Annotated in this window: 12 protein-coding genes and 1 pseudogene; 7 read left to right on the top strand and 6 right to left on the bottom strand. The window is 66.9% G+C overall.

The features are described from left to right. Positions 1 to 57 precede the first annotated feature (57 nt). A complete protein-coding gene (locus ACGHX3_RS13480) occupies positions 58 to 423 on the top strand; it encodes a PadR family transcriptional regulator (protein ID WP_062355736.1) in 366 nt (121 codons plus the stop codon). Then, positions 420 to 1,340, top strand: coding sequence for a sensor domain-containing protein (locus ACGHX3_RS13475; protein ID WP_394695273.1), 921 nt, complete (start codon positions 420 to 422; stop codon positions 1,338 to 1,340). Before ACGHX3_RS13480 ends, ACGHX3_RS13475 begins: the two co-directional genes overlap by 4 nt. A gap of 144 nt (positions 1,341 to 1,484) precedes the next feature. Here the strand turns inward: ACGHX3_RS13475 and ACGHX3_RS13470 are convergent. Further along, positions 1,485 to 2,723: pseudogene (locus ACGHX3_RS13470) on the bottom strand (polyhydroxyalkanoate depolymerase); the annotation flags it as partial. 80 nt (positions 2,724 to 2,803) lie between these two features. After that, positions 2,804 to 3,412, bottom strand: a complete 609-nt coding sequence (locus ACGHX3_RS13465; RefSeq protein WP_394695272.1) for a class I SAM-dependent DNA methyltransferase — start codon at positions 3,410 to 3,412, stop codon at positions 2,804 to 2,806. A 662-nt stretch (positions 3,413 to 4,074) separates the two neighbouring features. Between ACGHX3_RS13465 and ACGHX3_RS13460 the strand changes: the two genes are divergently transcribed. Continuing rightward, entirely contained in the window at positions 4,075 to 4,443 is a 369-nt protein-coding gene (locus tag ACGHX3_RS13460; protein WP_238391299.1) for a CopD family protein, read from the top strand. 178 nt (positions 4,444 to 4,621) lie between these two features. On the opposite strand, the gene ACGHX3_RS13455 is transcribed toward ACGHX3_RS13460, so the two are convergent. Further along, complete coding sequence (locus ACGHX3_RS13455; protein WP_394695271.1) at positions 4,622 to 6,316, bottom strand: alkaline phosphatase; 1,695 nt, start codon at positions 6,314 to 6,316, stop codon at positions 4,622 to 4,624. A 254-nt stretch (positions 6,317 to 6,570) separates the two neighbouring features. On the opposite strand from ACGHX3_RS13455, the gene ACGHX3_RS13450 reads away from it, so the two are divergent. Next, positions 6,571 to 7,848, top strand: a complete 1,278-nt coding sequence (locus ACGHX3_RS13450; protein ID WP_162338630.1) for a dicarboxylate/amino acid:cation symporter — start codon at positions 6,571 to 6,573, stop codon at positions 7,846 to 7,848. After that, positions 7,845 to 8,282 carry a GNAT family N-acetyltransferase gene (locus ACGHX3_RS13445; RefSeq protein WP_394695270.1) on the top strand — a complete coding sequence of 146 codons (438 nt, stop codon included), beginning with the start codon at positions 7,845 to 7,847 and terminating at the stop codon, positions 8,280 to 8,282. Before ACGHX3_RS13450 ends, ACGHX3_RS13445 begins: the two co-directional genes overlap by 4 nt. On the opposite strand, the gene ACGHX3_RS13440 is transcribed toward ACGHX3_RS13445, so the two are convergent. The 3 genes from ACGHX3_RS13440 to ACGHX3_RS13430 all read right to left on the bottom strand — a co-directional run bounded on the left by ACGHX3_RS13440 (position 8,279) and on the right by ACGHX3_RS13430 (position 10,776). Then, positions 8,279 to 9,133 carry a bile acid:sodium symporter family protein gene (locus tag ACGHX3_RS13440; protein WP_394695269.1) on the bottom strand — a complete coding sequence of 285 codons (855 nt, stop codon included), beginning with the start codon at positions 9,131 to 9,133 and terminating at the stop codon, positions 8,279 to 8,281. The two genes, ACGHX3_RS13445 and ACGHX3_RS13440, sit on opposite strands and share 4 nt — an antisense overlap. Positions 9,134 to 9,319: 186 nt before the next feature. Then, positions 9,320 to 10,099 carry a C40 family peptidase gene (locus tag ACGHX3_RS13435; RefSeq protein ID WP_238391295.1) on the bottom strand — a complete coding sequence of 260 codons (780 nt, stop codon included), beginning with the start codon at positions 10,097 to 10,099 and terminating at the stop codon, positions 9,320 to 9,322. A gap of 119 nt (positions 10,100 to 10,218) precedes the next feature. Then, positions 10,219 to 10,776, bottom strand: a complete 558-nt coding sequence (locus ACGHX3_RS13430) for a C40 family peptidase (protein ID WP_313929632.1) — start codon at positions 10,774 to 10,776, stop codon at positions 10,219 to 10,221. A gap of 83 nt (positions 10,777 to 10,859) precedes the next feature. On the opposite strand from ACGHX3_RS13430, the gene ACGHX3_RS13425 reads away from it, so the two are divergent. Together ACGHX3_RS13425 and ACGHX3_RS13420 are read left to right on the top strand one after the other, a co-directional pair. Further along, complete coding sequence (locus tag ACGHX3_RS13425; RefSeq protein WP_162338634.1) at positions 10,860 to 11,339, top strand: peptidylprolyl isomerase; 480 nt, start codon at positions 10,860 to 10,862, stop codon at positions 11,337 to 11,339. Between the two features lie 110 nt (positions 11,340 to 11,449). Beyond that, the gene (locus ACGHX3_RS13420; protein ID WP_394695268.1) at positions 11,450 to 12,697 is read left to right on the top strand and encodes a DUF418 domain-containing protein; all 1,248 of its coding nucleotides are present in this window, start codon (positions 11,450 to 11,452) and stop codon (positions 12,695 to 12,697) included. The last annotated feature ends 19 nt before the right edge of the window (positions 12,698 to 12,716 follow it).

The following is a 12,716-nucleotide window of genomic DNA, read 5'->3' as shown; positions in this document are numbered from 1 at the left end:
TCAAAGTTCGCAATAGCATCGTCTCCAACCTAGCGGGGGTCCCGCAGAGGGGGAGCGATGAACGAACCCGACATCCACCTGAAGAAGTTCCAGAAGGAGCTCAGCGCCGGCACCGTGTCGCTGGCCCTGCTGGCGGTCCTGGCCCGCGCTGGCGAGCCGCTGTACGGCTACCTGATCGCCAAGCAGCTGGAGCGCGTCGGCGACGGTGTGCTCAGCGGCAAGCAAAGCGCGCTGTACCCGGTACTGCGCAACCTGGAAGGCGGCGGGCTGCTGGACAGCTTCGTCGAACCCTCGGTGGCGGGGCCGCCCCGCCGCTACTACCGCATCACCGAAGCAGGGCGGCAGACCCTGCAGTCCTGGGCTGCCGCCTGGCGCGCCACCCGCGATTCCGTCGATTCCGTGCTTGAGGGGATTCCCGCATGAACACCACCACCGCCCCGGGCAGCCGCCTGCCCACCACCATTCCGGAATACCTCGATCAGCTGCGCGCCGCGCTGGCCGGTGCCGACAAGGCCATGATCCAGGACGCCGTCTACGACGCGGAGGAATACCTTCGCTCTGAGCTGGCGGAGAACCCCGGCAAGTCCGAAGCCGAGGTGATCGCCTCGGTCGCCGGCAGCTATGGCGCGCCTGAGGAAGTCGCCGACATCTATCGGGAAACCGAGGTAACGGTCGCCCGGGCGCTGCGCCCGCCGGTGCCGCCGAAGCGCAAGTCCGTGTTTGGTCGATTCTTCGGTGTCGCCGCCGATCCGCGCACGTACGGCGCGCTGTTCTACATGCTGCTGTCGGTCGTCACGGGTACGTTCTATTTCACCTGGGTCGTCACCGGCGCCAGCCTGTCGGTCGGCCTGTTGATCCTGATCATCGGCATTCCGCTGCTGCTGCTGTTCCTGATGTCGGTGCGGCTGCTGTCGCTGGTGGAAGGCCGCGTGGTGGAAGTGCTGCTCGGCGAGCGCATGCCGCGCCGGCCGCTGTACACGCAGCGCGACAAGCCATGGATGACACGCCTGAAGGAACTGTTCACCGATGGCCGCACGTGGACGGCGGCGCTGTACCTGCTGCTGATGCATCCGCTGGGCATCCTGTACTTCTCGGTGGCGATCACCTTGCTGGCGCTGTCGCTGGGCCTGATCGCGGCACCGGTGGCCTTCTTCCTGCCGCACGGCTACGCCTTCAGCTTCGGTGACTGGAACCTGGTGACGGAAGCGCCCTGGCTGCTGCCGCTGTTCTCCGTCGTCGGCTTCGTCCTGCTGTTCGCCACGCTGCATCTGGCACGCGTCGTCGGCCTCTTCCATGGCTGGCTGGCCAAGCATCTGCTGGTACGCACGCCGGTGGTGTGAGGATGCGACGTGGGAGCGACGTGAGTCGCGAATGAAAAAGGCCGCCCGGAAGGGCGGCCTTTTCTTGTGCCTTCACGGAGGCGGCGCTCCTGCGAAGGCTTCGCGACTGATGTCGCTCCCACAGGAGGGAATGCGTCAACCCGCGTACTTCGCGATGAAGTCGCGCACCTGCGGATACACCTGCTCGCGCCAGCGGCGGCCGCTGAAGATGCCGTAATGGCCGGCGCCCTCGACGGTCAGGTGCTTGTGGTGCGCCTTCGCGATGCCGGTGCAGAGGTCGTGCGCCGCGGCGGTCTGGCCCTGGCCCGAGATGTCGTCGAGTTCGCCCTCGATACTCATCAGTGCCGTCTTTTTGATGGCGCCGGGCGTAACCAGCTCGCCGTTGACCGTCCACTTGCCTCGCGGCAGCAGGAACTCCTGGAAGACCGTGCGGATGGTGTCCAGGTAGTACTCGGCCGGCATGTCGAGCACGGCGTTGTACTCGTCGTAGAACTTGCGGTGCGATTCGGCGTCCTGCTGGTCGCCCTTCACCAGGTCGGCATAGAAATCCCAGTGCGACATGAAGTGGCGGCTGGGGTTCATCGCGATGAAGCCGGCATGCTGCAGGAAGCCCGGATACACGCGGCGGCCCTCGCCCGGGTACGGCGACGGCACGGTATGGATCACGTTGTTCTCGAACCACGACAGCGGGTTGCGCGTGGCCAGGCTGTTGACCTCGGTGGGGCTGCTGCGCGCATCGATCGGGCCGCCCATCATTACCAGCGAGCGCGGCGTGGCTTCGCCGCGTGCGGCCATGAGCGACACCGCCGCCAACACCGGCACCGTCGGCTGGCAGACGCTGATCACGTGCAGGTTGTCCGCACCGATATGGCGGATGAACTCCTCCACGTAGGCGACGTAGTCGTCCAGGCTGAAGCTGCCCTCGGACTCGGGCACCATGCGCGCGTCCACCCAGTCGGTCACGTAGACCTTGTGGTCGCGCAGCAGCGTGCGCACCGTATCGCGCAGCAGGGTGGCGTGGTGGCCGGACAGCGGCGCGACCACCAGCACGATCGGGTCGTCCTTCAGTGCGGTGATGGTCGCGGCGTCGTCGGTGTAGCGCTTGAAGCGGAGCAGTCGGCAGAACGGCTTCCTGACGATCTCCTGTTCCACCACCGGCACGGTGCGGCCTTCGACTTCGACCTCGTGGATCTCCCAGGCCGGCTTCTCGTAGTCCTTGCCGATGCGGTAGATCAGCTCGTTGCCGGCGGCGATGCGCTCGGCACCCGGCACGTTGGACAGCCAACTGGTCGGGGCGGAGAAGATGCGCGCGTTCGCTTCGGCCATGTAGGCCAGCGGCGCCATCCATGCGCGTCCGAGTTCGTGCAGTTGGTACAGGGTCATGGCGGTCCGGAATCCCGATTTTGGTGCACAGTGCTGCGTCGCAGCATACCCCAAAGGCAGGGTCGCCGCGCGTGGCCTGTTCAGATTATCGGCCGATAATCCGCGGCCTCCAGTACCGCCACATCGCCTGCCAGGCGCGGCCCCAGCCAGCAGTGGTTGCCGATGGACTGAAACCCCTCGCCATTGAAGGCCTGCCGGTACCAGGCGGCCTTGCGCGGTTGGAAGCCGTCGTGGTCGCCTTCGAATTCGTCTTCCTTCGCGAACGTCTCCAGGAACGCCACGCCACCGCACAACTCCGCCAGCCCGGGCAGGCCGCGTTTCAGTTCGCGTGTCGGCACGTAGTGCAGCACGTCGGAACACACCAGCAGGTCGGCCGGCTCGCAGGGACGCAGGTACTGGAAGTCCTCGAAGCGTGCGTAGTGCAGGTTGCGCGTGCGCCCGAATCGCCGGACAGCGTACTCGCTGGCATCGAAGCCGAGGTACTGCAGCTTCGGCCGCAGCTTCAGCAGCGGCGCGCGCCACGCGCCTTCGCCGCAGCCGATGTCGAGCACGGTGCGGATCGGACGCTCCAGGTGGTACTCGGCCACCGCCACGGCCAGCGCCACCTTGCGCGCGAGGCGTGGCGCGCCACCGATGTCGCCGTCGCGGTACCAGCGCTGGAAGTAGTCGGCGTCGTAATGTTTGGTCATCGGGCACACGAGATTCGGGATGTGGGAGAGTGAGGCAGAAGGCGTTCGCTCGTCATCCCAGCGGTTTTCAACAGCCGAATGGCTGGTCACACTGGGATCCATTGTGCTGGTGCTCTTTCTGACCCGCATGGCGACAGCAGGATCAAGATGGGTTCCAGCTTACGCTGGAACGACGGGTCGCGATCCTCGACTCGAGCGGAGGCGCACCACGCCTCGATGCTGCAGCCGCGTATTTGCTCGTCATCCTGGCGAATGCCGGATCCGTCTGGCCGTTGCTTCCGTGGACGCGTGAGCGCAGCGCCAGAGTCGAGATGGGTTCCAGCGTGCGCTGGAACGACGGGACGGGGTCCTGCCCCGGCGTTCGCGTGCAGGCGTTGAAGTGTCCTTGCATCGGGCCGGCGCGTGTCTGCTCGTCATCCCGGCGAATGCCGGGATCCAGGTTGCCGTTGCTTCGGGGATGGGTAAGCGCAGCGGGAGAATCAAGATGGGCTCCGGCGTGCGTCGGAATGCCGGGGTCCCGGCATCCCTTCGGTTGGACAGCGCTCGTGGCAGTAGCGGAGAATTCCGCCTCATCCTTCCGAGCGACGGAGTCGGCCAGCGTGGACAAAGCCAGCCTTTACCTGTGGGTCAAGACCTTCCATCTCGTCTTTGTCATCGCCTGGATGGCGACGGTGTTCTACCTGCCACGCATCCTGGTCAACCTGGCCGAAACGACGGGGCAGGCCGACGTGCAGGCGCGCCTGCTGCTGATGGGGCGCCGGCTGTACGGCTTCGGCCACAGCATGTTCGGTATCGCGGTGATCCTGGGTGGCGTGCTCTGGCTTTACTTCGGTATCAGCGGCGGCTGGCTGCACGCCAAGCTGACGCTGGTCGCGCTGATGCTCGCGCACTTCATCGTCACCGGCCGCTGGCTGAAGGGCGTGGCGAAAGGAAAGTCGCTGCCTTCGCCGACGGCGCTGCGCTGGTTCAACGAACTGCCGCTGTTCGCGTTGATCGCTGTCGTCTGGCTGGTGCTGGCTAAGCCGTTCTGACATGGATCTTTCAGGCGGAAGGATTTCGGCGCGTTGTGATCTGGCGCCTGATCTCTCGCTGAGTCCATCTCTCCGCTCCATGTAGGAGCGCCCCATGGGCGCGATGCTCCCGTCGGATAGCCGGAAAGCATCGCGGGCATGGCGCGCTCCTACAGAAACGTTTCTGATCCCGTCGGGATCACTTCTTCTCGAAATCCCGCGGCTTCGGCAGTTCCACCGGCACGCCGTTCGCATCGCACGTCCCGGCCGCGCACAGGCGCGCGCGCAGCGCCGGCGCGGCCTGCACGATGAAGTGGTAGATGGTGTTCTGTTCGACGGTGCCGCGTACGGCCCCGCTGCCGGGGCCGATGGCCCAGATGCCGACGTCTTCGCCGCCGTGCGATTCCGACTTCAGCGGCACCAGCGCTTCCTGCAGGTAATCGGGGTGTTCCGTGTCGACATGGCTGAGGTCGGGGCGACCCTCAGACGGTTCGACGCTGCTCGGCGCATGCAGGAAGTGCTTCGGCCCGGCGGGCTGGCGATTGCTGGCGCCGGTGTAGCCGGGGCCGTTGGCATAGGTCAGCGTGGTGAAGGTCATGCCGGTCTGGTCACGGGCGAGATCACCCGGCGTGTCGTCTTCGCCGCCCTGGCCGCGCACCTTGCCGAGGATCGGATTGCCGCGCACCGGATAGCCGACGAAGTTGAGCGTGTGCGAGTGGTCGGCGGTGACCAGGATCAGCGTGTCGTCGCGCGACGTCGCATCCACCGCGGCCTGCACGGCATCCGACATCGCGACGGTTTCGTCGAGGGCGCGGTAGGCGTTGCCGTAGTGGTTGGCGTGGTCGATGCGTGCGCCTTCGACAAGCAGCACGAAGCCCTCGCGGTTGCGCGACAGAGTGCGGATGGCGACGCGCGTCAGGTCGGCCAGCGAAGGTTCGCCTTGGGCATCCTTGCGGCGGTCGTGCTCGAACTGCATGTGGTCGTACTCGAACAGGCCGAGCAGTTGCGGCGCGTCGGCGGCCGCTTCCAACTGCTGCGTGTTGGTGACGTAGGCGCCCTGCGGGTGCGCCTGCTGCCATTCGGCGATCAGGTTGCGGCCATCCAGGCGCTGGCCGACCTTGTCGTCCTCCTCGGGATCGCGCACGTCGACCGGCAGGAATTCGCCGCGCCCGCCGCCCAGCGCGACGGTGGGGCCTTTGCCGAAGCGTGCGGCAGCGAGCAACTGCTGTGCGATGTCCTTGCAGCCGGCCGCGATGGCTTCGGGCGGCAGGTCGGTGTCGTTTTCCCAGTCGCGGTGCGAGACGTGCGCATACGTCGCGGCCGGTGTCGCATGGGTGATGCGCGCGGTGGTGACGATGCCCGTGGACAGCCCGGCGCTGTCGGCGAGCGTCAGCCAGCTGAGCAGATCCTTGCTGCCGTCCGGCGTGCATTCGCCCTTGTGTCCGGCGGAGACGCCGATGGCGCCCATGTGCGATTTCACGCCGGTGGCGACGGCGGTCATGGTGCCGGCGGAGTCGGGCGTCTGCGAATTGGTGTTGTAGGTCTTGCTGAAGGCGGTATGCGGAAACCGCTCCCAGCTCAGCAGATTCTCTTCGCCGGGCGTGCCCTTGCGCTGGCCCTCGAAGATGCGCGCGGCGGCCACGGTGGTCAGGCTCATGCCGTCGCCGAGGAAGACGATGACGTTCTTCGCGCGACCCTGCATCGCGCCGTTCGACGCGGCCTTCGCCGCACCATTCCGATACCACCACTGCGGTGTCTCGCCCTGCGGGTGCGCGACGGCGGGGACATCGACGTGTGGCGCGTTGGTGCGGGAAGCCGGGGAGGACGACGTGCTGGCGCAGCCAGCCAGCGATACGGCCAGGAGCGCAGTCAGGAACGGGGGAAGCCGGTGCATCGAGTTTCCTTGTGGGACAGGGTGGTGCTTATCTTCATGACGCTGGAGCGGGTGGCGTCCTCAGTCGTCCGATCACGGACGCCATGGGCCACCCACGGCGGGTGGTGCGGTTCTTCGGGCGCCACCGCAGACAAGGTGCGCAATTATGCCGTCCAGGCAGTGTCCTGTTCATGACACCCGCCATTCCGCGCGCAGGGTCGCCGGCCGCGGGGCCTTGGGCTAAGGTGGCGCGTCCACCCGTGTGAGTCCCCCGGATGAAGCTGGTCTCGGCCTGGTTGAAGATCCCGTTCTGGCAGCGCGTCGTCGCCGGCTTCGTGCTGGGCGCGCTGGTGGGCTGGCTGATGGGGGCCGACGCGGAAACCTGGCTCAAGCCGCTGGGCGACCTCTACGTCACGCTGATCAAGATGATCGCGGTGCCGCTGGTGTTCTTTGCCGTGATCAATGCGGTCTCCAGCCTGCATGGACAGAAGTCTGTCGCGGCGCTCGGCGGGCGCACCTTCCTGTGGTTCGCGATCACCGCCGCGCTGGCCGTATGCGTGGGCCTTGCGGTGGGTTGGATCGTGCAGCCGGGCAAGGGGCTCACGGGTCTGATGACGGCACCCGACTACCAGGTGCGCGAAGTCCCCACGCCGGTGCAGGTGCTGTTGGACATCGTGCCGGCCAATCCGTTCAAGGCGCTGACCGACGGCAAGATCCTGCAGGTGATTTTCTTTGCGGGCCTGCTCGGCTTTGCGCTGGTCAAGCTGGGTGAGCGCAGTGCCGGCCTGCGCAAGCTGGCCGGCGAGGCCAGCGACACGATGGTGCAGGTCACGCGCTTCGTGCTGGAAATGACCCCGATCGGCACGTTCGGCCTGATCGGCAGCCTGGTCGGAACCTACGGTTTCGAGAAGCTGCTGCCGCTGGGCAGCTATATCGGCGCGCTGTATGTCGCGTGCGCGCTGCACATCGTCGTGGTGTACGGCAGCCTGTTGCTGGCGCATGGGCTGAACCCGTGGAAGTTCTTCCGCGGCGCCGCGCCCGGCATGCAGGTGGCGTTCGCCAGTTCGTCGAGCTTCGCGTCGATGCCGGTGGCGCTGCGCAGCGTCACCCACAACCTCGGCGTGGACAAGGACTATGCCGCGTTCGCCGTGCCGCTGGGCGCGAGCATCAAGATGGACGGCTGCGGCGCGATCTATCCGGCGCTGACGTCGGTCTTTGTGGCGCAGTACTTCGGCCTGGACCTGTCGGTCAACCAGTACTTCCTGATCCTGCTGGCCTCGGTGCTGGGCAGCTTCGGCACCGCCGGCGTGCCCGGTACCGCAACGGTGATGGTCACCGTAGTGCTGAGCGCGGCCAATCTGCCGCTGGAAGGCATCGGCCTGCTGGTGGCGATCGACCGCATCCTCGACATGATGCGCACGATGACCAACGTCACCGGCCAGATGCTGGTGCCCGTGCTGGTCGCGAAGGAGACCGGCCTGCTGGATCGCGAAGTCTACGAGCGTGCGTCCAGCAATGTGGGGCTCGCGGACGAAACCGCCCCGGCGCCATGAGTGACGCCGGGACGATCACGCTGGTCGAGTCGTTCCCCGATGTTGCGACGTATCGCCGTCTCCGCGTCGAGACTGGCCTGTCGCCCAAATCGCACGAAGCTGCCGAGCGTGGCCTGGCGAACACGCTGTATGGCGTCAGCCTGGTGAAGGCGGACGAGGTGATCGGCATGGGGCGCGTGGTCGGCGACAACGGCACGGTGTTCGCCATCGTCGACATCGCGGTGCTTCGCGACCACCAGGGGCAGGGGCTGGGCAAGCGGATCATGGCGGCGCTCGATGCCTGGCTGCGTGCCAACGCGCCCGCGTCTGCCTACGTCATGCTGATCGCGGATGGCGAAGCCAAACATCTGTACGCGCAGTTCGGCTTCGCCGACACCGCGCCGGCGTCCATCAGCATGGCCTACGTGGCGCGCGGACCCGTCGCTGACAGTTAGGCGTTGGACTCACGCGTGCCGCGCGACACCCACCAGGCGAACATCGCCGCCGTGATGAACATCAACAGGCTGTAGACCGCCGCCGGTACCGAGATGGTCGGGTTCTGCAGCACGTTGAGGGCGATGAAGATCGCCAGCGTGCCGTTGTGGATGCCGATCTCCATCGCGATGGCGATGGCCTGCTTTTTCGGCAGCCGCAACGCCAGCGGTGCGGCGTAACCGAAGCCCATGCTGGCGAGGTTGAACAGCAGGCAGGCCAGGCCGACGATGGCGAAGTAGCTGGTCAGCGTTGTCCATTCCTGTGCGACCGCGGCCACCACCAGCAGGGCGAGCACCAGCACGGAGAGCAGGCGGATCGGCTTCTCGGCCTTCGCCGCAAAGCCGGGCGCCTTCGCGCGCAGCAGCATGCCGATGGCCACCGGCAGCAGGATGATCGCGGCGACCTCGACCACTTTCTTCGTGGGCGGCGGCACGTACTGGCCGGCACCGAGGAAGTACTCCAGCGACAGGTTGAGGATCACCGGCAGCGTCAGCAGGCACAGCAGGCTGTTGATCGCGGTGAGCGTGATGTTCAGGGCCACGTCGCCGCGGGCGAGGTGGCTGTAGATGTTGGCGGTGGCGCCACCGGGCGAAGCGGCCAGCAGCATCAGGCCGACGGCGAGTTCGGCAGGCAGGCCGAAGCCTAGCGCCAGGCCGAACGCGACCCATGGCAACACCAGCGTCTGCAGCGCCAGACCGATCAGGACGGCACGCGGATAGCGCGCGACGCGGCGGAAGTCCTCGAGCGTCAGGCCAAGGCCGAGCCCGAGCATGATGATGCCCAGGGCCAGCGGCAGCAGAACATTGGTCAACAGTGAAGCCTGCATCGCGTACGACTCCCCTTCGGCGCAACGGACAGGTGGTGCGCGACGATCGACGCGCCTCCGGAGGATGGCGGCAACGTGTGATCGGGCGCAAGCTGCGGCGCACCGCGATCGTCGAACAGCATGAAGGCCGCACGGGGCGGCCTCCTGTCGACGCTGATCGGCGGTGGCGCGTTACATGGCGACGCGACGGCCGCTCAGGTAGCGATTCGCCCAGTAGCCGGTGATCAGGCTGTCCACGCGCACATCCTTGCCGCTGCTCGGCGAATGCAGGAAGCGGCCTTCACCGACATAGATGCCGACATGGTTGATGCGGCCCTTCAGACCGAAGAACACCAGGTCGCCCTGGCGCAGTTCGTCGCGTGCGGCGACCAGTTCCGCATCGGCCTTGGAGGCCATGTCGCGCGACACGCGCGGCAGTTCGATGCCCAGCGCGGTGCGGAAGACGTAGCCGACCAGCCCGCTGCAGTCGAAGCCGCTGTCGGGCGAGGTGCCGCCCCAGCGGTACGGCGTACCCATCAGCGCGAGCGCGCGCTGCAGGACGGCCTGGACCTTGCCCCCCTGCTGTTCCTGAGAAACCACGCCTTCCTTGCTCAGGTCGTACGCGGCCAGCAGCTTGCTGATGTCGCCTGCCACCATGGCGGAACGATCGACCAGCGGCAGCGTGTCGCTGGCGGCCAGGCGCGGGAGCAGGGCGGAGAGCGTGGCGGTGGCGGCTTCGGCCGCTTTTTCCTTGACGCTGGTGATGACGGGTTTGCTGGACGGTGCCGGGGTGGCCGCCACGACGTCGGGAGAAGCCTGGATTGACGCGGCGTCGACGTCGGCAGGCGCAGTCTGTGCCTGTGCAACGGATGCCATGGCGCACAGGCCAAGGCTGATGAGGAGTCGGGAAGCCCGCCGCGGCTTGCGGTGGGTGGCGGCTGGCTGGCCTGTCGGCAGGTCGTCGGTCGTCACGCGCGGGTCGGGTTTAACAAGTCAGGGGCGATAATGCCGGCTGATCGGCCCGATTTGGTTCATAAATCGTTATTTATTCGTTAAGCGTGAACGCTGCGCGTCACAGAGTTGACCGAATCCTAACGAAGCACGCGTTTCGCGCCGCTGTAGTGGTCCCGCCAGTAGGGCCCATCCAGGTGATCGAGCCGGACGGTGCCGCCCGTGCTGGGGGCGTGGACGAACCGGCCTTCCCCCACGTAGATGCCCACATGCGTCACGTTGCCCTTGCTGCCGAAGAAGACGAGGTCGGCCGGGGCGAGACGGCGCGGCTCGATCTTCGGGCCCTGTACCTGCGCCAGCTCACGCGAGGTGCGCGGCAGGCGCAGGTCCAGCATGTCCCGGTACACATAGGTCACCAGGCCACTGCAGTCGAAGCCTGACTCCGGGGTGTTTCCGCCATACCGGTAAGGGGTGCCGACCAGACCGATAGCACGCATCAGCACCGACGTCGCGGCCGCCGGGTCGTCGGCCTCCACTGCGGGCCACGCGCGCTGGGTCGGAGGCGGGGCGGGCTTGTGGGCCTGCGGTTTCGAGCCCCCGCAGCCGGCGAGGGCCAGCAGTACCGCGCAGAGCAGAGCGGTGGGCCACGGCCGAAGTGGCGCGGGCGTGGGCAAGCCGGGATAATGTCGGGCCTTCATCGCGGCGCATCTTCGCCGCATTCCCTTGCGGCCGACAAGCCGCCCCCGTCCTGCCCGTCGGCAGGCCCCGTCCAGAGTCCCGCATGAAAATCGCAAAAGACAGCGTCGTCCGTTTCCATTACACCGTGTCCGAAGCCGGCCAGGAGCCGATCGAAAGCTCCAAGGACCGTGAGCCGCTGGCGATCCTGATCGGTCACGGCAACATCATCCCGGGCTTGGAAAATGCCATGCAGGACCGCGAAGCCGGCGAGAGCTTCGGCGTGGACGTGGCGGCGGCCGATGCCTACGGCGAGCGCCGCGATGGCCTCAGCCAGCGCGTGCCCAAGAAGCACTTCGGCAACCAGCGCCTGGTGCCGGGCCAGCAGGTCGTGCTGCAGACCAACTTCGGTCCGCGCGCCGTGACCATCCAGAAGGTCGGCATGAGCGTGGTGGACGTGGACCTCAACCATCCGATGGCCGGCAAGGACCTGCACTTCGATGTGGAGATCGTGGAAGTCCGCGAAGCCAGCGCGGAAGAGATCGAGCACGGCCACGTGCACGGCGACGGCGGCCACCACCACTGAGTGGCGCGACATCGCGTGATCGACGGCCCGCGCATGCGGGCCGTTTCTTTTTGCGCGCCGGATGCAGCGGGACGCATGGTCTAATCGGTGCGACCAACAAGGGGAAGGGAATGACGGCGGCGATCACGGAGAACCTGGCACCGATCGCGGTGACCGAACGCATCGAGGCGATGGACGTGCTGCGCGGCTTCGCGCTGCTGGGCATCCTGCTGATGAACCTGGAAGGCTTCGTGGGACCGGTGATGGCGTCCGGCACGGGACTGGATCCCGCGCTCACCGGCATGGACCGCACCGTCGACCTGATGGTCTACGTGCTGGTGCAGGGCAAGTTCTACACGTTGTTCTCGCTGCTGTTCGGCATGGGCTTCGCGGTGATGTCGCAGCGCGCCGAGCAGGCAGGCAGGCCGTTCGCCGGCGCGTATTGGCGGCGCGGGCTGGTGCTGCTGGCCTTCGGCGTGTTCCACGGGGTCTTCATCTGGGCCGGCGACATCCTGGTGATGTACGCGCTGTGCTCCTTCCTGTTGCTGGCGCTGCGGCCGCTGCCTCCCCGCTGGTGCGTCTGGCTGGGACTGGCCGCGTATACCGTACCGATCGGCCTGATGTACCTGATGGGCGCGATGGGGTCGCTGCTCGGCGGCACCGAGGGCTGGGACACATTCGTTTCCGGGGCGGGCGAGAAGATGCGGGCGCTCATCGAGAGCGAGCGAGCGGCCTACGGCAGCGGTACCTATGCCGAGGCCACGTGGCAGCGCATGAAGAGCACCGTCATGGCGCTCAGCAACATCACCATGTTCGGCTTCATCGTGATCTGCATGTTCCTGCTGGGTGCATGGTTCGTGCGCAGCGGCGCCATCGTGCGGCCACGCGACTTCCCCCGTCTTTATGCCGGCCTGCGCTGGGTTGCCCTGCCGGTGGGCCTGGTCGCGATGCTGGGCTCGGTGGCGCTGGCGCCGACCATGGACGGCGTGACGTTCGATCTCCGCACCTCCACCGCCTTCGCACTGCAGATGCTCGCCAACCTGCTCATGTGCCTGGGCTATGTGGCGTGGATGGTGCGGGCGCTGGACACGCCGGCGTGGCGCCGTCCGCTGGGCTGGCTGGCACCGGCGGGCCGCATGGCGTTGACCAATTACCTGATGCAGTCGCTGGTGTGCACCTGGATTTTCTATGGCTATGGCCTGGGCTATTTCGAACAGTTGCCGCGCGCCTGGCAGCCGGTGTTCGGCCTGGCGCTGTTCGGCCTGCAGGTGCTGGTGAGCCACCTGTGGCTGTCGCGGTTCCGGTTCGGCCCGATGGAGTGGCTGTGGCGGTCCGCGACCTACCTGAAACCGCAGCCACTGAAGCTTCGAGCCGGCTGATTGCGACTAGACTGTGGGG

The sequence above is a fragment of the Pseudoxanthomonas japonensis genome, from assembly GCF_043632995.1.
GTDB classification, from domain to species: Bacteria; Pseudomonadota; Gammaproteobacteria; order Xanthomonadales; family Xanthomonadaceae; genus Pseudoxanthomonas_A; species Pseudoxanthomonas_A japonensis.
The sequence above is the reverse complement of the archived record's forward strand: the minus strand, read 5'-3'. Positions and strand labels throughout refer to the sequence as shown.